At 36.7% G+C, this 20385-nt stretch carries 18 protein-coding genes; 10 read left to right on the forward strand and 8 right to left on the reverse strand.

Annotated elements, in window-relative coordinates:
* The first annotated feature begins 64 nt into the window (after nucleotides 1–64).
* Nucleotides 65–484 (forward strand): DUF983 domain-containing protein, encoded by a 420-nt coding sequence (locus ACFQ13_RS09840; protein ID WP_386116808.1) that lies wholly within the window; start codon nucleotides 65–67, stop codon nucleotides 482–484.
* Here the strand turns inward: ACFQ13_RS09840 and ACFQ13_RS09845 are convergent.
* The 7 genes from ACFQ13_RS09845 to topA form a co-directional block, all read right to left on the reverse strand.
* Nucleotides 468–1511 (reverse strand): NAD(P)/FAD-dependent oxidoreductase, encoded by a 1044-nt coding sequence (locus ACFQ13_RS09845; RefSeq protein ID WP_386116811.1) that lies wholly within the window; start codon nucleotides 1509–1511, stop codon nucleotides 468–470. The two genes, ACFQ13_RS09840 and ACFQ13_RS09845, sit on opposite strands and share 17 nt — an antisense overlap.
* A 145-nt stretch (nucleotides 1512–1656) precedes the next feature.
* Nucleotides 1657–2568 (reverse strand): type IX secretion system ring subunit PorN/GldN, encoded by a 912-nt coding sequence (gene porN, locus ACFQ13_RS09850; RefSeq protein ID WP_386116813.1) that lies wholly within the window; start codon nucleotides 2566–2568, stop codon nucleotides 1657–1659.
* 56 nt (nucleotides 2569–2624) lie between these two features.
* The gene (porM, locus tag ACFQ13_RS09855; protein WP_386116816.1) at nucleotides 2625–4208 is read right to left on the reverse strand and encodes a type IX secretion system motor protein PorM/GldM; all 1584 of its coding nucleotides are present in this window, start codon (nucleotides 4206–4208) and stop codon (nucleotides 2625–2627) included.
* A 50-nt stretch (nucleotides 4209–4258) separates the two neighbouring features.
* A complete protein-coding gene (porL, locus tag ACFQ13_RS09860; protein ID WP_386116819.1) occupies nucleotides 4259–4900 on the reverse strand; it encodes a type IX secretion system motor protein PorL/GldL in 642 nt (213 codons plus the stop codon).
* Nucleotides 4901–4981: 81 nt separating this feature from the next.
* Nucleotides 4982–6328, reverse strand: coding sequence for a type IX secretion system lipoprotein PorK/GldK (porK, locus tag ACFQ13_RS09865; RefSeq protein ID WP_449361600.1), 1347 nt, complete (start codon nucleotides 6326–6328; stop codon nucleotides 4982–4984).
* A gap of 165 nt (nucleotides 6329–6493) precedes the next feature.
* A complete protein-coding gene (locus ACFQ13_RS09870) occupies nucleotides 6494–7660 on the reverse strand; it encodes a formimidoylglutamase (protein WP_386116825.1) in 1167 nt (388 codons plus the stop codon).
* 6 nt (nucleotides 7661–7666) lie between these two features.
* Complete coding sequence (gene topA / locus ACFQ13_RS09875; protein WP_386116828.1) at nucleotides 7667–10210, reverse strand: type I DNA topoisomerase; 2544 nt, start codon at nucleotides 10208–10210, stop codon at nucleotides 7667–7669.
* 490 nt (nucleotides 10211–10700) lie between these two features.
* Here topA and miaB point away from each other — a divergent pair, with 490 nt between their 5' ends.
* The 9 genes from miaB to ACFQ13_RS09920 all read left to right on the forward strand — a co-directional run bounded on the left by miaB (nucleotide 10701) and on the right by ACFQ13_RS09920 (nucleotide 19380).
* Nucleotides 10701–12146: a tRNA (N6-isopentenyl adenosine(37)-C2)-methylthiotransferase MiaB gene (gene miaB, locus ACFQ13_RS09880; protein ID WP_114310539.1), complete on the forward strand. Its 1446-nt coding sequence runs from the start codon at nucleotides 10701–10703 to the stop codon at nucleotides 12144–12146.
* 12 nt (nucleotides 12147–12158) lie between these two features.
* Entirely contained in the window at nucleotides 12159–13091 is a 933-nt protein-coding gene (locus tag ACFQ13_RS09885) for a hypothetical protein (RefSeq protein WP_386116832.1), read from the forward strand.
* 3 nt (nucleotides 13092–13094) lie between these two features.
* A complete protein-coding gene (locus tag ACFQ13_RS09890) occupies nucleotides 13095–14363 on the forward strand; it encodes a sigma-54 interaction domain-containing protein (protein WP_386116835.1) in 1269 nt (422 codons plus the stop codon).
* A gap of 76 nt (nucleotides 14364–14439) precedes the next feature.
* Complete coding sequence (locus tag ACFQ13_RS09895) at nucleotides 14440–14943, forward strand: LptE family protein (protein WP_114310542.1); 504 nt, start codon at nucleotides 14440–14442, stop codon at nucleotides 14941–14943.
* Nucleotides 14944–14947: 4 nt separating this feature from the next.
* The gene (locus tag ACFQ13_RS09900) at nucleotides 14948–15904 is read left to right on the forward strand and encodes a hypothetical protein (protein WP_386116837.1); all 957 of its coding nucleotides are present in this window, start codon (nucleotides 14948–14950) and stop codon (nucleotides 15902–15904) included.
* A 2-nt stretch (nucleotides 15905–15906) separates the two neighbouring features.
* Complete coding sequence (gene secG / locus ACFQ13_RS09905) at nucleotides 15907–16239, forward strand: preprotein translocase subunit SecG (protein WP_386116839.1); 333 nt, start codon at nucleotides 15907–15909, stop codon at nucleotides 16237–16239.
* 166 nt (nucleotides 16240–16405) lie between these two features.
* Nucleotides 16406–16681 carry a co-chaperone GroES gene (locus tag ACFQ13_RS09910; protein ID WP_114310545.1) on the forward strand — a complete coding sequence of 92 codons (276 nt, stop codon included), beginning with the start codon at nucleotides 16406–16408 and terminating at the stop codon, nucleotides 16679–16681.
* A gap of 106 nt (nucleotides 16682–16787) precedes the next feature.
* Nucleotides 16788–18419: a chaperonin GroEL gene (gene groL, locus ACFQ13_RS09915; RefSeq protein WP_386116841.1), complete on the forward strand. Its 1632-nt coding sequence runs from the start codon at nucleotides 16788–16790 to the stop codon at nucleotides 18417–18419.
* 109 nt (nucleotides 18420–18528) lie between these two features.
* A complete protein-coding gene (locus ACFQ13_RS09920) occupies nucleotides 18529–19380 on the forward strand; it encodes a phosphatase PAP2 family protein (protein ID WP_386116844.1) in 852 nt (283 codons plus the stop codon).
* Between the two features lie 58 nt (nucleotides 19381–19438).
* Here ACFQ13_RS09920 and ACFQ13_RS09925 read toward each other — a convergent pair whose 3' ends face one another.
* Nucleotides 19439–20359, reverse strand: coding sequence for a YeiH family protein (locus tag ACFQ13_RS09925; protein WP_386116847.1), 921 nt, complete (start codon nucleotides 20357–20359; stop codon nucleotides 19439–19441).
* Nucleotides 20360–20385: the final 26 nt, after the last annotated feature.

Here is a 20385-nt window from a genome sequence, read left to right on the forward strand (position 1 = left end):
TGGATCGGCAATAAAGTTTTATCTTTACTGCGTCTTAAAAAACGTAAAAATAAAGGTTTTAGTTATGATTAGAAAAGGAATGAAACTTTATAGTATTCTTTTTGGTGTTTGCCCAAAATGTCATCAAGAATCCATGTACGTCACCAAGAACCCTTATGTCCTTTCTGATGTGATTAAAATGAAAGAGAAATGTTCGCATTGTCATACCAAATATGAGATTGAACCTTCTTTTTTCTATGGTTCAATGTACGTAAGTTATGCGGTAGCGGTTGCGTTTGCGGTTGCTGCTTTCATCATTACTTTTGTAATTTTAAACTTTTCTTTGACCGTTGCTTTTGTGGCCATTGTGCTCACCTTAATCGGTTTTATGCCTATTATTATGCGTTTATCTCGTAATATTTGGATTAACTTCTTTATGAGTTACAACAAAGATTTGGTGGCGAAAAGTAAAACCGAAAAAGACCTCGCTAAGAAAAGCGCTTAATATCAATTTCAGGATTTAAAGCCTCTCCAAATTCAATATATCTAAATAATTGTTGTGCCACATACGGTGCAATCATAACCCCACGGGTCCCTAAGCCATTTAACACATAGAGTTGTTGATGTGTCTCATGCTGCCCAACTAAAGGTCTACGATCTTTTACCGTAGGTCTTACGCCTGCCACATGATCTACAATCTCAAAATCGCAGGTAACAAAGCTTTTTAATTTTGAAATTAATTGGGCTTTAGCCGCTTCTGTAGGGGTATTGGTTTTGTCCTCGTTATTATAAGTCGCCCCTACATGATACAAGTCGTCACCTAATGGAATGACAAATACGGACGATTTAAGCGCTTTGTCTAACTTTAATTCTGGCACTTTAATGGTGAGTATTTCCCCTTTAGATCCGGCTAAAGGAATGGTTTTAAAATAAGGATTATGCTTTACCCCAAAGCCTTCCGCAAAAATAATCTGTTTTGTACTTATGCTTTCATAGCCCAAAGTTTCACCTTCAAATTGAATAAGATCATGCTTAAAAGTCGCTTCTATAAGCCGATCTTGTTGCTTTAATGAAGCCTTGTAGTTCGCTATAAGCGTTTCGGTATCAATCCGACCAGCGTGGAGCACTTCTCCAAATCCAAAAGGAGCGTCTACAGAAGGGTTGTTGTTCTTAACTAATGAAGTCGATAGATAAGGCTCTAAAAGTGGCTTATCTGAAGCCGTAAACCATTTGTTCTGTTCTTCAATAGACGTAAAGCGTCTTAAGATAGGCAGTTTATAATCGAAGTGACTTTGGGTCTCTGCTTCAATCTTCTCATAAAGCGGTGCGGCTAAAGCGAGTTGTTCCTTGGCTTTCCAAACGGCTGAAAATCGTTTTAAGATTACCGGATTATAGAGTCCGGCAGCCACCTTAGACGACCGTTGAGATTCATCATCAAATACCACAAAACTTTTATCATTAGCCTTTAACATTTCGCAAAACGAAATGCTTGCTAAGCCACAACCTACAACAATATAATCGACATTTTTCATGCTTACAAAGGTAAATAAATGTTTGCCAAGATTCTTGTGATAGGCGCCCTAATCTTTAGGATATAAAGGAGATCTCTTTTAAAATAAGACCAAAAAAAACGCCCACTTAAAAAGTGAGCGTTTATATGATTTATGTCTTAGCTAATTAGTAGCTCCACATATCTTGTTCAAAGTTTCTGATTTTGTCTTTGATTTGTTCTGACTCTAATAATTGCATTAGAGAGTTTTCAGCAACGTAATCTTTAACTTCTCTATCACCGTAAACGTTAGCTTCTTTATAAATAACAGAGCTAAAACGTCTGCTGTTTAACAAGTGATCAAAAGATAATGGCACTGCGCTATTCTTATTATTAAACGCTTTAGCATCATGAAGAATATCTCTTATTTCTGGAAAAAAGATCCAGAATAATCCGATAGGTTCTTTATTAGCTTCGTCATCAGAATCAATAAAGTTCACATCTGGAGCTGCAGGTGCAATTCCTAAAATACGATACTTTAATTCCCCTTGACGCTTATCAAAATACCAAAGTCCTTTAACTAAATAAGAGTTGATATCAGCTGGTCCAATTTCTCTACGGATTACGTACTCTTCAGGAATTAAAGACGTGTCAGAAACCCCTTCGGCGTTCATCCAGTCAATCCCTTCATCCATAATTTCCTCTTTTCTTAACGTCGGTAATAAATCCTCCATAGTACGCTCTTCTGTAAAATAAGAATCTGCATATACTTTTGGAATATTTCCATTGTTAACATTTTCCATGATAACCATATATAAAGACTTTCTGTCTTCACCTAAGTTATCTTCGATAGGGAAATATAATGGGAAGTTTGCACGCTCATCTAAAACAATCTTTTCCCAAGTCATTTTAGAAAATAAGATATCTCTATCACCAACATATCCATATTCTAAAGGCTTGTCGTTATCTAGAAGTAACTGTGCTTCAGTTTTCATACCAATTTCTTCTGGTATTTTGGCATTAAGGATATTAGCTTGAGCAAACATAGTGTTTGCGGCCAATACACCTATTCCTACACATAAAAAGCTTTTTAAATTCATCTTATCTTTTATTATAATTTGGGATTTTGTTTTAAGGACAATAGCTAATTTAATTCTTAGTTTGTTACCTCAACCGTTACAGGGTTCACACCTTTTAAACGGTAAGAGCTATTTCCTTTAATTTTCGCTTGAATATCAAAGATTGTTACAACATCTCCAGAACGTGCTCTGTTGATTGCTGATTTTGCTTGACTATTCATTTTAGTTCCAGCTACAACTACTGTAGGCTGCCCAGGTACTTTTACTTTAAATGACGTTACGTTGATTGGTAAATCAAAAACAAAGTCATCTAACTTAGCACCAACAGTACCAATTGATAAGTTACGTTTAGGTAATTTTACTAAACCATCTTTACCTGCAATTGTTCCTGTAGGCTTTGGAATATCTTTAATTCTAAAAGTTTGCTTATCGCCAACTTTTGAACCGTCATCTAATGTTGCAGTAACACTAATAGTTACTTCTCTACCAGAACCAGGATTCATAGTGTATTTACCAATACCTGAAGCTTTAGATAAACCAGCTCCTGAAGCATTTACTTTATTATCTGGAACACCAGCAAAAGAAATGGTCATTGGGTTAGCAACACCACGATAAACAACATTCATCTTGTCTGCAGAGATGGTAGCAGATTTTGGTCTTGGTACAACAACGTATTGTCCGTTAAAATCGATTGGTAAATCTTGCCCCTTCTCAGAGAACGTAAATTGACCATTAATATCATGCTCACCAACATTACCAACTTTAAATTCAATACGAGCAGCACCTGTAGAATCAATTGCTCCTTCTCTATTTAAATCTAATTCATTCTCTCCTACTTTTAACTTTGTAGGTGTAACGTTAGCATACTTACCAAGTACAACTCTACCTGTAAAAGTTTCTCCTGCGAAAAATGCATTTTTGTCTGGAATAACGATTGCTGTATAGTTCTTCAATGAAGTCACTTCATCAACTGTATTCCCTAAAAATACATTGTAAAGGTTAGCCTCAGTAGCTTTAATATCATTTTGCATAGCCGTAAGCTTAGTATATGATGCTACAGCTGGAAAAGCTTTAAAGTTATATTCTAACCAACTCTGACTTTTACCTTCTTTGTTTGTCATTTCAGCCGTTGTGAAACGGTTTTCCAAAGTTTCTTTAGCTGGGTTAAAAGCAACGTCATCTCCTAATACCTCTCTAATATCAGACTTATATTTTTCAATTCTTGCTACAAACGCTTCTCCTGTTTTTGTTAAACGATCACCTGTAAACCAAGCTTCGTCTAATACAGTACCTTTATCCATCTTTTCAGCTGGTAAAAGTCCATTTTCTTTGTACTCTTCTGCGTATCCACCTTTATCAAGGATCATTTTCTTTTGCGTCTCTAAAAATGCATAGAACTCATCTGATAATGAACTGATTTTTTTAGCATTAGCATAAGTTGTACCAAATTCATTTGGTTTCTCTTCTGCTTGCTTTTCTAAACCTTTTAATAAAGTTGTATTTGAATTTACCGCTAATTCGTTTGCATTTTCAAATTTCTTATCAAACAGACTAAACGCTGATAATATTTCTTTACTTGCTGTCATTGCAATCATAGCAATGAATACCAAATACATCAGGTTAATCATTTTTTGCCTTGCGGACTGTTTTCCTCCTGCCATTCTAATTCGTTTTTATTTATTAATTAATAGTGATTATAAAAAAAAACTAATTAGTTCTTGTTCATTGCAGATAACATACCTCCGTAAACACCGTTTAAAGATGATAAGTTAGATGCTAATGATTGCATTTGTTCTTTTAACTTAGTTGCGTTTTCAACAGCTTCTTCGTTGATTGCTGCTTGACGGTTAGCAGACTCTACTTGGATTTTGTAAAGGCTATTTAAAGACTCCATTTGTGCTGCTGCTAAAGACATTTCTTCGCTATATTTCTTTTGAGATGCCATAGAATCTACAGTTGGAGAAATTCCTTTTGCTGCACCTTCAAAGTTTTTGATGCTATCACCTAAGCTTGCCATAAGTGCACCATCAATTTTAGCTTCTTTTAATAAGTTGTCTAATTTCTTAGATAACATACCTTCAGCATCTTTAGGCTCTTCAATAGCTTTTGCTGATTTTTTATTCCCTACAGATTGTCCTCCTGCTAATTCTGGGTAGACTAAAGACCAATCTAAGTCATCACCTTGCTTTTCAAAAGCAGAGATTGTAAATACAAGTGCTTCAACAACCATTCCTATAGTAAGGATAGCAGATCCACCCGGCCAGTGTTGGATCTTGAATAATGCTCCAACAATTACAATTGCAGCTCCTAGTCCATAGACCATATTCATTGTTGATAATTTCTTTTTTGCCATGATTTTAAGTTTTTTAGTTTAAATGAGCTTGGTTAGTTAACACTCATTTTAGGATTAATATTTAAGTTTAAGTTAATTAATTTAATTTGTAGCAGCATTTTTAGTTACCTCAGTACCCATATAATCTTGTACTGTTCTGAACCCAATGTAACTTCTTGCTGAATCTGCATATTCGTAATCTCTAGAACTTACTTGTAAATAATAAGCAACATCTTTCCAAGATCCACCTCTAACGACTTTACGTGCGTTATCTGGATCATTTACGTTAGGATTAATTGATGAAGCGTACTCATATGAAGCTGGGTCATAAGAACCGTTTACCCATTCTGAAACGTTACCAGCCATATTGTATAAGTTAAAATCGTTAGGATCGTAAGAATCGGCTTCTACGGTATATAAAGCTTGATCGGCAGCATAATCACCTCTTAAAGGCTTAAAGTTTGCCATAAAACATCCTCTATCGTTTTTAGTGTAAGGTCCACCCCAAGGGTATGTTGCACCTTGTAAACCACCTCTTGCAGCATATTCCCATTCTGCTTCAGAAGGTAATCTGTAAGAGTTAACAGGTTGTCTTCCTCTTTTCTTTCTATCTGAATTGTGGTATAAAGTTCTCCACTGACAGAACGCTTGTGCTTGTTTCCATGACACACCAACTACTGGGTAATCACCGTAAGCATCGTGCCAAAAATAATCGTTGTGCATTGGTTCGTTATAAGAGTATGCGAAATCTCTAATCCAAGCTGTTGTATCTGGATAAATCTCAACTTCTTGTTGCACTACAACTTCAGAACGCTTTAACCCTCTATCTTTTGCCGCTTTTTGGATATCCATATAGGTATACTGGAATTTAAATTGTTTTACATCCCAAGTACGTTGCCCATTGTAAGATTCCTCTAAAGGCAAGTACATACCGTCCATAACCTCAGCATAAAGCTCGTCTGGATATTCGCTAGTATCGAAAATTAATTCAACATCACGGTTAATTTTTCTTTGCTCGTTACCATAAGTATTTAACATGTAGCTTTCGTAAGCATTAAGATTCTCAGGATCAGAATCTACATAAGCGAACTCTCCGATATCTCCACTCCCAGGAGTTTTACCTTCTAAGTCTGCCATCTCAGCTAATTTTAATCGAAGCGTAGAATCTCTTACCCATTCTACAAACTGACGGTACTCACTGTTGGTGATTTCTGTCTCATCCATGTAAAATGCACGAACGGTTGCGGTTTTGGTTGGGGCATCTTGTACGCCTGCTAAATCATCATCTGATTTACCCATAATAAATGCTCCTCCTGGCACCAATGTCATTCCATAGGGCTTCTCTGGGTGCCACTGCTTACCTTGAACACCTACCAGTTGTCCTCGGTCTCCAGAATTACAACTGGCTACCATTGCTAGTACTGCGGTTAGTAAAATAAACTTCTTAATATTCATAGTAACTCTAGGTTAAATTAGTCCTTATTATTTTTGAGGTCGTAAACATATTTATATATTTCCGAATAAACAACTTTTTTTAATTTTTTTTTACACTTCACCCTAAAAATTAGCATTTCATCGATTAAAAAAGTGTTAAAATCGGATAAACGGCTAAATTTAAAAGCTATTCTTCCTGTAAGCTTTATACCAACGTTCTGGGATTTCTCCGCGAGTGGCGTCAATATAATCGGAATGCATGCATGGTAATAACGTATGCTTTTTTAATTTATTATTAACATTTGGTAAAAATGGAATCTCTATCCACCAACGCCCTGTTTTTAGGCTTTTGAAAAATATCAATTCATCTTCTTCCACTAAAACGTTAAATTTTTGGTAATGGTTTTCGTTATGAAAATCGTCATCCTTAACACGGCAATTAACACCTTCTATAAAATACCACACCATTTGTGCAATTAACATGGAAGTTGCACTATCATTTGTAGAGGCATTGTATTCGTAGATCCCAAATGAAGAGACCTTATTACTAATCCCCGCATAACGACTAATAGCACAGATTTCTTTTCCTGAAAACCCATTTGGCGAATATTTCTGACTTTCGCTCACTTCGGAAGCGCGTACGGATTTTAAATCTACAGAGACAATATGGGCATCCCGCATTAAAGGTTCTACCCTACTGACATTTCCTGAAATCTCTCCTAAACGATACGCTTCAAAATACAGTTTTTCTAAAAGGTCGATTTCTTCTTGAGAATTGAAGTAAGTCTGATAACCAATGGTGGTGTAGTTAAAAAGATTGTAAGGCTCTTCAACAATTACCTTCCCTACATAACTATTGTTTCTTATCGGTAAGTTAGCGTCGCCTAAATCAAAATTAGTATCCACACTCACTACATTTACCATAGGCAGTAGCCCATCGTAAGCGCGATAATTAGCGTATGTTAAATCTTGGCTTCCGCCTAAGATAATTGGAATGATTTGTTTTTCTACAAGTCCGGTAATTGCGGTACGGATTGCAAAATAGGTATCATCAACCGTTTCCCCGGGTTGTATATCCCCTAAATCGGCCACCGTAGTGTGCCAATTTCCAGGAAACAAGGTATAAATGGTTTTTCTTACCGCATCAAAATTTACAGGAGCGCCCACGTAGTTGACGTCGTTTCTGTTTTCGAGCACCCCTATGATTGCCATTTGCACGCCTTCTAAGTCAGGCATTCCATCTTGGCGAGAATGGATCTTTATTTTTTTTCCTAGCGCTTGTTGTGCGGTTAAATCGTTATGAGCGATAACGGCATCAGATACTGGCGTAAGAAAAGTAAAATTCATATTCAATTACTTCTTTTTTGTCGTTGTTTTCTTTTTAGCCGCGGTCTTCTTCGTCGCGGTCTTTTTAACGGCCTTCTTTTTGGTCGTTTTCTTTTTAGGCGCATTCTTTTCAAGTAAAGCCATGGCCTTCTTCAATGTCATCTTACTCACATCGACCGTTTTGGCTAACTCTACTTTTTGTTTGCCTTTGATAATATTATGCCTACCCCAACGTGCTTTTTCTACACGAACACCTTCTTCTTCCCAGTTATGGATAACCTTATCAATTTCTTTTTGAATCTTATCTTCAATTAGGGTTACAATATCCTCATCAGATAAATTGTCCCAATCGTATTTTTTATTCACGTTAATAAACATGTTGTTCCACTTAATAAAGGGTCCGAAACGGCCTTTCCCTTTAATAACATCCATGCCTTTGTACTCGTAAATAGGAGCGTCTGCTAATTCTTTTTCCTTAATATACACTAAGGCTTCATCCATCTCTACACTTAAAGGATCTACACCTTTTGGAAGCGACACAAATTTATCCCCGAATCTTACATATGGTCCAAAACGTCCATTATTAACCTCAACATCTTCATCTTTATAAGTTCCTAAAGCTTTAGGCAACTTAAACAGATCCATAGCTTCTTCAAACGTAATAGAATTTAACTGTTGGTCTGGCGATAAACTCGCAAACTTAGGTTTATCCTCATCATCCATCGTTCCAATTTGCACCATAGGTCCAAACTTCCCTAAACGTACGCTAACCTGACGTCCGGTTTTAGGATCTGTCCCTAAAACACGCTCTCCAGATTCGCGATCTGCATTTTCTTGCACGTCTTTAACATGCGGATGAAAACCGGTATAGAAATCTTTCATCATTGCTCTCCAGTCTTCTTTACCTTCTGCAATATCATCAAATCGATCTTCTACCTTAGCTGTAAAATTGTAATCTAAAATACTTTCAAAATGATTGACCAAGAAATCAGTAACAATCATCCCAATATCTGTAGGGACCAGTTTCCCTTTATTAGAACCGGTTTGTTCGGTGAGGCTATTTTCTTTGATTTTCTGTCCTTCAAAAACCAATTGCTTATAGCTTCTCTCATCCCCTTCATGCGTTCCTTTTTCTACATAATTTCTATTCTGAATGGTAGAAATTGTTGGCGCATAAGTAGACGGACGTCCAATTCCAAGTTCTTCTAATTGCTTCACTAAAGAAGCTTCTGTAAATCTTGCTGGCGGACGTGTAAAACGTTCCGTTGCGGTGATGTATTTATTCTGAAGGGCTTCACCAACTTTTAAATCTGGTAAAATACCTTCTTGTTCTGCATCTTCATCATCCGTTCCTTCTAAATAAACTTTTAAAAAGCCTTCAAAAGTGATGATTTCTCCATTAGCTGTAAATTGCTCGCTAATTTGATGTTCAGAATTAATTTGAATCTTAAGATTGGTACGCTCTAATTTGGCATCACTCATTTGAGACGCAATAGCACGTTTCCAAATTAAATCATATAATCGGGCCTGATCGCGTTCTGCATTTACCGTATGGTTTGCAAAATCGGTTGGTCGTATTGCTTCGTGAGCTTCTTGTGCCCCTTTTGTTTTTCCTTTGTAATTTTTAGGATTGCTAAATTCAGCACCATAAGCTGAAACAATTTCTTTCTCAGCACCTTTTTTTGCTTCGTCAGATAAGTTAACACTATCCGTTCTCATATAGGTAATAAGACCGGCTTCATACAAACGTTGTGCATTGGTCATCGTTCTACTCACGGAGTAGCCTAACTTACGTGAAGCTTCTTGTTGTAATGTTGACGTGGTGAACGGTGCTGCTGGTGATTTTTTCGCAGGTTTCTTTTGTAAGTCTGCTACCTCATAAGAGGCTCCTATATTATGTTCTAAAAAGGCTAAAGCTTCTTTTTCAGAATTAAAATTCTTAGGAAGTTTGGCTTTAAATGAATTGCCATTCTCGTTTGTAAATTCTGCATCAATACGGTAAGATGCCTTCGCTTTAAACGCTTGCACATCGCGCTCACGTTCTACAATTAAACGTACCGATACCGATTGTACACGACCTGCAGATAACCCGCCTTTTACTTTTCGCCATAATACCGGAGAAAGTTCATAACCAACAATACGGTCTAAAACACGTCTTGCTTGTTGCGCATCGACTAAGTTATAATCAATACTACGTGGGTTTTCAATAGCCTTGTTAATAGCGGTCTTAGTAATCTCGTGGAAAACAATACGTTTCGTCTTTTCTTTATCTAGCTTTAACGTTTCCGCTAAATGCCATGCTATCGCCTCTCCCTCGCGATCCTCATCACTAGCGAGCCATACAACATCTGCTTTCTTTGCTAAATCCTTTAGCTTTTTAACGACATCCTTTTTATCTTTAGACACTTGATATTTCGGCATAAAATCGCCTTCTACATCAACGCCTAATTCTTTGGAAGGCAGATCTGCAATGTGTCCAAAACTGGACTCCACCTTATAATCTTTTCCTAAAAATTTCTCAATGGTTTTTGCCTTTGCAGGGGACTCAACGATAACAAGATTCTTCGACATTCTTAACATTTTACGTTTACAAATGTATATGAATTTTAAGATACAATCCTAATTTGATAATAAATAGAATGCATTTTATCGATAATAAATAAGCGATGCAAGAGCATTTAAGCTATACCAAGAGCCGACTTATAAGGTTAATAAAAATTAATAAGTTTGAAGATTTTGTCTAAAAACTGTCCCTTCCTTTATAATAAGGCCTACATAAATGCATGCCTTTGGCGTTTACTACTCCAACTTCGTTTTATAAACAAGGCTATGCGTGTTAGAAAATAAAATCTGTCCTTATTATATAGACCTTTTAAAACTGAAGACCGTCCTAAACCTCTTCCTGTATAAAAGCAAGTCCTAGCTTTAAACCCTACGGACTATAAAACAACCTTCATAAATTATAACTGCCACTTTGTCACAATCTATAAAATAGTATTATCTTTGTAACCTTAAATACGAATTAAAAAAGGAGCTATTCCGGTTTTACGGAACACTAAAGATGGAGAAAATTATAGACGAAAATAAGCAAGGTGAATCCTTAATATTAGACAATAAAGAAGGAAATCAACGTAAACTATTTATTGAAAGCTACGGCTGTGCAATGAATTTTAGCGATAGTGAAATTGTAGCTTCAATCTTATCTGAGCAAGGTTTTAATACCACACAAACCTTAGAAGAAGCTGATCTTGTTTTAGTAAATACTTGTTCTATTAGAGATAAAGCAGAACAAACCGTTAGAAAACGTTTACAAGAATACAATGCTGTAAAACGTATTAACCCAAAAATGAAAGTGGGTGTTTTAGGCTGTATGGCAGAACGTTTAAAGACAAAGTTTTTAGACGAAGAAAAGATAGTTGATTTAGTTGTTGGGCCTGATGCTTATAAAGACTTACCAAATCTTCTTTCTGAAGTCGATGAAGGACGAGACGCCATAAACGTTATCTTATCTAAAGAAGAAACTTACGGTGATGTTTCACCTGTAAGATTAAACAGTAACGGTATCACCGCTTTTGTTTCTATTACCCGTGGCTGTGATAATATGTGTACCTTCTGTGTGGTTCCTTTTACAAGAGGAAGAGAGCGTAGTAGAGATCCGCAAAGTATTATTGAAGAAGTAAACGACCTTTGGAACAAAGGGTTTAGAGAAATTACACTCTTAGGACAGAATGTAGATAGTTATTTATGGTATGGTGGCGGCCTGAAAAAAGATTTTGCAAATGCCTCTGACTTACAAAAAGCGACTGCTGTTAATTTTGCCAAACTCTTAGAACTTTGTGCAAAAGCACAACCGAAGATGCGTATTCGTTTTTCAACGTCTAATCCACAAGATTTCACTTTAGACGTGATTGAAACCATGGCAAAATACGATAACATCTGTAAGCATATTCACCTTCCGGTACAAAGTGGAAGTAACCGAATATTAAAAGAGATGAATCGACTACATACTCGCGAAGAGTATTTTGAGCTTATTGATAATATTAAACGTATTATCCCTGATTGCTCTATTAGTGTCGATTTAATTGCCGGATTCCCAACAGAAACCGAAGAAGACCATCAAGACACCTTATCGTTAATGCAGTATGTAAAATATAATTTTGGTTATATGTTTACCTATTCAGAACGCCCAGGAACACTTGCCGGTCGTAAAATGGAAGATGATGTTCCTGAAAAAGTTAAGAAACGACGCCTTAGTGAAATTATTAAATTAGAGCGTGAACATAGTGCCATGAATACCCGTGCGCACCTTAATAAAACGGTTGAAATTTTAATTGAAAAGGCTTCGAAAAAATCAGATGAACAATGGTCAGGGAGAACCTCTGATAATACCGTAGCCGTGTTCCCAAAAGAACATTATAAAGTGGGCGATTTAGTAGATGTCCTTATTACCGACTGCACAAGCGCTACGCTTATAGGAAAAGCCGTTGGATATTCAAAAAACAACTAATCAACAACATATATGAAAAAATTAGTTTTAATCGCATTTGCACTTAGTCTAGTCACAGCTTGTAACACAGAACCTTTAGATCCAGAATTAACCTCTGGAGGTGGAGATACTGGTGGTGGTAGCGGAAGTGAAAGTGCCGACTTAACGCTTTCTTCTTACGAATTGGATACCGATTTATTTGTGAGCTTTTTAGGCCTTCCTATAGAGACCACGACCAACTCGCAATTTAACATCAGTAATAATATTGTTGTTGGAGGCACCAATCAAATCTCGGCAAACCAAGGTCCTTTTGAAACGGAAAATCAAAGCATTACCCGAAACAGTTCAGGACAAATCATAAGCTTTAGCTCTGTAAACGCACAAGGGACGACCACAAATGAAACGTTGGTCACTTATACCAATGGTGTAATTTCTCAGATTTCTTATGATTATTACGAAAACGAGGAGGACGATTATGTTTACAACTTCACCTACGACGGAAATACCATCACCAGAACTGAAGAAAACACGACCATCTCTACTGTTTTTACCGTAGATAGTGCAGACCGTATCATTAAAAAGGAGTCTTTTGACGGGAATTTTGTATTACAAACTGAAACGATTGCCTATACCGCTAATGGTAACATTAGCAGTAGTACAACTACAGGCGATATTGAAAGTAATACTACTTATCAGTTTGATGATCAAGAAAATCCTTTGAAAGTCGTTTTTGAAGACAATTACTTGTTACAATTTTTAGAAGACGATTACAGCGAAGAGTTAGGACCACAAATCGCGCAATTTCTATCTACTAACAATTGGAATGCCGCTAGTTTTAACGGTAGTGCTTTTACCTTCGATTTAGATTATAATACCGCTGGCCGTATTTCAAGCCGTGTTATTGCCTATGATTTTGGGCCAGAATTTGCCTTTGAGTTTAATGAAAGATTTAATTACGTTAACTAAGCAATGGAATCTATTCAAGCCATAAAACAACGTTTTGGGATTATAGGAAACGACCCTAAACTTAATCGCTCTATAGAAAAAGCGATTCAGGTTTCCCCTACAGATATTTCTGTATTGGTCACTGGAGAAAGTGGTGTGGGGAAAGAAAGTATTCCTAAAATCATACATCAATTATCACACAGAAAGCACGGGAAGTATATTGCCGTAAACTGTGGTGCTATTCCAGAAGGAACTATTGACAGTGAATTATTTGGACACGAAAAAGGAGCTTTTACAGGCGCTACCTCTACCCGATCGGGTTATTTTGAAGTCGCTAATGAAGGTACCATTTTTTTAGATGAAGTTGGGGAATTACCTTTAACGACCCAGGTGCGTTTACTTCGTGTTTTAGAAAATGGCGAATTTATAAAAGTAGGATCTAGTAAGGTTCAAAAAACCAATGTTAGAATTGTAGCTGCTACAAACGTCAATATGTTTGAGGCCATAAAAAAGGAAAAATTCAGAGAAGATCTCTACTACAGATTAAGTACGGTAGAAATTAACCTACCACCACTTAGAGATCGTAAAGAAGACATCCACCTATTATTTAGAAAATTTGCGAGTGATTTTGCGTTAAAGTATAAAATGCCTACGGTAAAACTTACCGATGAAGCTGTGGTGTTATTATTAAAATACCGTTGGAATGGTAACATCCGTCAGTTGCGTAACGTGGCAGAACAGGTGTCTGTTTTAGAACAGAACCGTACTATAAATGCAAATACACTTCAGAATTATTTGCCTAATACAGGGAGTAACTTACCTGCCGTTGTGAATAACGCTAAGTCTGAAAGTGATTTTAGCAGTGAACGTGAAATTTTGTATAAAGTTCTATTTGATATGAAGAGTGATCTTAATGATCTTAAAAAGCTCACCATGGAACTGATGAAAAAAGATAGCGATACCGATGTACAAAAAGACAACGCGCATTTAATTCAAAAAATTTACGGCGACGAGAAAGACGAAGCCTTTGAAGCCGCCGTTGAAGATTTAGAAGTGCTTTCTATACCAGAACACACCAAAGAAACTTCCGAAGAAACCTTATCGCATCTTACCGACAAGTATGATTTTGCTGAAGAAATTGAGGAAGAAGAAACTTTATCGCTCCACGATAAAGAACTTGAATTAATTAAGAAATCATTAGAACGTCATGGCGGAAAACGTAAATTAGCCGCTGCAGAATTGGGAATTAGCGAACGTACACTGTACCGTAAAATTAAACAATTCGATCTTTAATATCTTGTTTTAAATTTTGCACCCTCTAAAGAATGTGTATTATTGTAACGTCCTATAACCACTAATTAATGTGTTAATGAAAACATTTAAATATACCTTAATCCTGGCCATTTGTTTTGTTTGTTATGGCTGTAAAGTCAATTATTCCTTTACCGGAATTACAGATATGCCAGAATCGTTTCAGGTTAATTTCTTTCAAAATACAGCCGATATTATTGAGCCTGGTTTAGACCAACTCTTTACCAACACGCTTCAAGATCTTATCGTTAATCAAACCAGTGCAGAATTGGTAACCTCGGGTGCCGAAGTTATTTACGAAGGCGAAATTGTAGAATATCGTATTTCTCCAATGACCGCAACTTCAGAAAATACCGCAGCGCAAAACAGACTGACTATCAGTGTGAATGTTCGTTATATCAACACCAAAGATTCTGAAAAAGATTTTGAACGTCGTTTTTCATTTTATTACGACTACCCTGCAGAAGATCAACTTACAGGGAGCATTAAAGCAACGGCCTTTGACGAAATTTTAGAACGTCTTACCCAAGATATTCTTAATGCATCTTTAGCGGATTGGTAGCCTTATGCAACTTCAAGATTTAACATATTTATTAAAAGAACCTCAGGCGGTTAGTACATCTGAAGTGGATACTCTTGCTGCGGCCATTAAGCAGTATCCGTACTTTCAACCCTTAAGAGCGCTCTATTTAAAAGCCTTGAAGCAAAAGGAAAGCTATAAATACAACAACACCTTAAAGACCACTGCGGCCTATACCACAGATCGTAGTGTTTTGTTTGACTTTATCACCTCTGATGTTTTTAATCAGAACGCGATTTCAGAACATATTAAACAAAATTTGGAAGCCATAAATGCTATTGAAGTCAATGCCATTGATGACATTACGGTTCAGAAAAGTGTGACTCTAGATGATGCCCTAAAAGCACAAATTAAAGCCACCGAAGGCGTCTTAGACCCTGATCTTTTTGAAGCTAAAGCTACAGAAGCGCAAACTCCAGAAGAAGAACATAAGGCTCCGGAAACAACGGAAGGCCCAATCATTGCTATAGATGTGGACCAGATTACACCTGAAAAACAACTTAAAATAGGAAGCCCTTTAACCTTTGATAAGTCAGAAAATCATTCGTTTACACAGTGGTTAAAAATTACTAGTTTTAAACCTATTGAGCGCGAAGAAGCAACAGAGGCTCCAGAAGAAATAGCTAAACCCGAAGCTGAAAAAGCAGAAATTAAGACACCATTACAGAGTAAATTAGCCATTATTGATAAGTTTATTAGCGATAATCCTAAGATTAAACCCGTGTCTAAAACAGCCCCAAAACCGAAGCTTGTAGATAATGATAGTGACATTTCGGACCGCTTAATGACAGAAACTTTAGCGCGAATTTATCTCGAGCAAAAAAACTATGATAAAGCAATTCAATCTTACAAAATTTTAAGTTTGAAATATCCAGAAAAAAGTAGTTTCTTTGCACACCAAATAAAATTGGTAAAAGAATTAAAAGATAATAATACAATATAACAATGAGTGCATTTACAATATTTTTAGTCCTGATCGTAATCGTTGCTTTTTTACTTGTCGTAGTAATTATGGTACAAAACCCTAAAGGCGGAGGATTATCGTCGTCATTTGGTGGCGGAGGTACCCAACAATTAGGAGGCGTTAAAAAAACAGGAGACTTTTTAGACAAGAGTACTTGGTTTTTAGCCACTGCATTAATTGTTTTAATCTTAGCATCAAACTTAACCATTGGTTCTGGTGGTGGTTCTGAATCTAAAGCTTTAGATACTAATGAAACTACAGAGATGCCTGCAACACCTGCAGCTCCTGCTACAGATACCAATACTGCAGAATAATAAAGATTACATATCATCATAACAAAAAGCCAACTTTTAAGAGTTGGCTTTTTTTATACCCCTAAACCAGATTTAAAATCTGAAACTTTGTCAGCTATTCTCTATTGGCATAATTTTCGAACATACCCGATTATCAAACTAATAATTAACAAAAAACATATAAGTAATGAGTTTAAACATTAAACCTTTAGCAGACCGCGTTCTTGTAGAACCTATGCAAGCTGAAACTAAGACAGCTTCAGGAATTATCATTCCTGATAACGCAAAAGAAAAGCCACAAAAAGGAACTGTTGTTGCCGTTGGTAATGGAACTAAAGATGAGCCTTTAACTGTAAAAGTTGGTGATACTGTACTTTACGGAAAATATGGTGGAACGGATCTTAAATTAGAAGGCAAAGACTACTTAATGATGCGTGAGAGCGATATTTTAGCGATCATATAATTGTTTTAATGTAATTTCTGTCATTCCGCCCTTTTATGCGGAATCGAAAATGTAAAATAAACTAATTAGACGCCTGCTGTAGCAGGACAAACAAAAACATAACAAAATGGCAAAAGATATTAAATTTGATATAGAAGCACGCGACGGTTTAAAACGCGGTGTAGATGCTTTAGCTAATGCAGTAAAAGTAACTTTAGGACCAAAAGGTCGTAACGTAATCATCGGAAAATCATTTGGTGCTCCACAAGTCACTAAAGATGGAGTTTCTGTAGCAAAAGAGATTGAATTAGAAGATGAGCTTGAAAACATGGGAGCTCAAATGGTTAAAGAAGTGGCTTCTAAAACCAACGATTTAGCAGGTGATGGTACCACAACAGCGACCGTTTTAGCACAAGCTATCGTAAAAGAAGGTCTTAAAAATGTTGCCGCTGGTGCAAATCCAATGGATTTAAAACGTGGTATTGATAAGGCTGTAGAAGAAATTATTAAAGACTTAGAACAACAAACTGAAAAAGTAGGAAGCGACTCTGACAAAATTAAGCAGGTTGCCGCTATTTCTGCAAATAACGATGACACTATTGGTGAATTAATCGCTAAAGCTTTCGGTAAAGTTGGAAAAGAAGGTGTCATCACTGTTGAGGAAGCTAAGGGAATGGAAACTTATGTTGATGTTGTTGAAGGTATGCAGTTTGACAGAGGTTATTTATCACCATATTTTGTAACCGACTCTGATAAAATGATTGCTGATTTAGAAAATCCATACATTTTATTATTTGACAAGAAGATCTCTAACTTACAAGAAATTCTTCCAATTTTAGAGCCTGTAGCACAATCTGGACGTCCATTATTAATTATTGCTGAAGATGTAGAAGGACAAGCTCTTGCTACATTAGTTGTAAACAAATTACGTGGTGGATTAAAAATTGCAGCTGTTAAAGCGCCAGGATTTGGTGACAGACGTAAAGCAATGTTAGAAGATATCGCCATCTTAACAGGAGGTGTTGTCATCTCAGAAGAAAGAGGATTCTCTTTAGAGAACGCTGACCTTTCTATGTTAGGAACTGCAGAAACAGTAACCATTGACAAAGACAATACAACCATTGTAAATGGTGAAGGTAATGCTGAAGATATCAAAGCTAGAGTAAACCAAATTAAAGCTCAGATTGAAACAACGACTTCTGATTACGATAAAGAAAAACTTCAAGAACGTCTAGCAAAATTAGCTGGTGGAGTTGCCGTACTTTATGTAGGTGCTGCTTCTGAAGTAGAAATGAAAGAAAAGAAAGATCGTGTTGACGATGCTTTACATGCCACACGTGCTGCGGTTGAAGAAGGTATTGTTGCCGGTGGTGGTGTTGCTTTAGTGCGCGCTAAAAAAGTCTTAGAAAAAATTACAACAGCAAACTTAGACGAAACAACAGGAGTACAAATTGTAAATAGAGCGATTGAAGCTCCTTTACGTACTATTGTTGAAAATGCTGGTGGAGAAGGTTCTGTAGTAATCAACAAAGTTTTAGAAGGTAAGAAAGACTTTGGATACGATGCCAAGTCAGAAACTTACGTAGACATGCTTAAAGTTGGTATTATCGATCCTAAGAAAGTAACACGTATTGCATTAGAAAATGCGGCTTCAGTTGCTGGAATGATCTTAACCACAGAATGTGCGTTAGTAGATATTAAAGAGGATGCTCCTGCAATGCCTATGGGCGGCGGAGGCGGAATGCCTGGCATGATGTAAGCACCACTTACAGAATAACATGCTTTTATATAATAAAGCAGACCTTAAAAGCCTTTGATACAAATCAAAGGCTTTTATTATATTTGCACCTATTAAACCCCTAGCCCTTATGATGACAGCAGCTATGAAAAAAATTACAATTCTCTGTTTACTTTCATTAGTCTCAGTGTCTCTTTTTTCTCAAACCGACTCTACAACCATTTCTAAACCGAGTAAGATTTGGGATAATTTTAAATACGATACTAAAGTAACCTTACGCAGTGTAGGGAATTCTTTCACCCAACCTTTACGTTGGAAAGGTGATGATTTTGCAACCGCCGGAGGTATCTTAGCCGGAACCACCTTATTATACCTCAGCGATAATGAGGCTAACCGTATCTTTGCTAAACAAGCCGTTGGTGCCCCACAAATTCTTAAGGATTTTGGTTGGTATTTTGGAAGTCCACAAAACTTCTTTATGGTCTCTACAGGTATCTATGGTTTTGGATTATTAACTGATAATGAAAAAGTAAGACATACCGGAATCTTAATTTTTTCTTCAGCGATTACCACAGGACTCATTCAATCCATTTCAAAAACCGTAGTCGGAAGAGCGAGACCTAATAGCGGAGACTATAACGAATTTGAACCGTTTAGTAACAAACCTGGCTTCCACTCTTTTCCTTCAGGACACAGTGTTTTATCCTTTACTATGGCACACGCTATTGCCAAACAATTTAATAGTTTTTGGGCTAAAGCAGGAATTTACGCCGTGGGATCTATTGCCCCTATTTCACGTTTATGGGAAGAGGCTCACTGGTTAAGTGATGTTGGTTTAGGTATGGCCTTAAGCGTCGTGGTGGTAGATGGTATTGAAAACTTTATGAATAAGAACAAATTCTACGCAGACGCTAAACCTAAAACGATCAGTTGGCGTGTAAGTGCTGGTGTAGGAACCGTAGGCGTTGTTGGAACTTTTTAGACCTGCAACGAAAACGCTTAGTTTATAATAAGCTTGCCCTTTAATACTGCCTCCTGATTTAATTAAGGATGTAAACCAATGAAAAAATTGAGATAAAAATCCACAGTACTGAGGCGAGAACTAAAGGTCGCATCCCAAAAGATTTTAATTCTTTTACCGAAATCGTAGACCCTACTAAAAATAGGGTAACAATTAATAAACGTTTTGATAAGGTAACGATACCACTTGTTAAAACTTCAGGAAGCACCTGAGCACTATTTAAAACAATAGCTCCGATAAATAATAAGATAAAATAAGGAATCTTAAGTTTTTCGCCTTTAGTCTTAAATAAAAACATTGAGAAAATTGACAATGGAATAATCCATAAGGTCCGCGATAATTTTACTGTAGTTGCAATTCGCAAGGCTTCATCACCATAACCAATGCTCGCCCCTACCACCGAACTGGTGTCATGTATAGCGACCGCACACCATAAACCAAATTCTTCTTGATTTAAATGAAGCCCATGCCCTATAACAGGGAAAACAAATAAGGCGATAGAATTAAGAAGAAAAACAATCCCTAACGCCATACTTATAACCCCACTTTTAGCTTTAATAACTGGTGCAATAGCGGCAATGGCACTTCCACCACAAATTGCAGTTCCGGAGGCTATGAGGTAGCCCAATTTTAAATCTAATTTTAATAGGCGCACCAATAATAAACCTAAGCCTAGCGTTAAACCAATAGTAAACGCCGTTAGGCCTAAGCCTTCTTGACTAGTTTGAAGGGTTTCTTTTACAAACATTCCAAAACCCAAGCCCACCACCGAAATTTTTAAAAAATAAGGAATGACCTTATGGCTACACCCTATAAAAGGAGGATTAAAAATCAGCGTACAAATAAATCCTAATACTAAGGCGGTTGGACTGTTTATAACCCCCAAAAGGGCTAAAACAATACAGAGCGAATAACTTATTAACGCCAAAATAACTTTCATGTCCTTAATATTTTACACAAAAGTAA

Origin of the sequence: Winogradskyella rapida, assembly GCF_042675845.1 — a bacterium.
GTDB lineage: Bacteria > Bacteroidota > Bacteroidia > Flavobacteriales > Flavobacteriaceae > Winogradskyella > Winogradskyella rapida.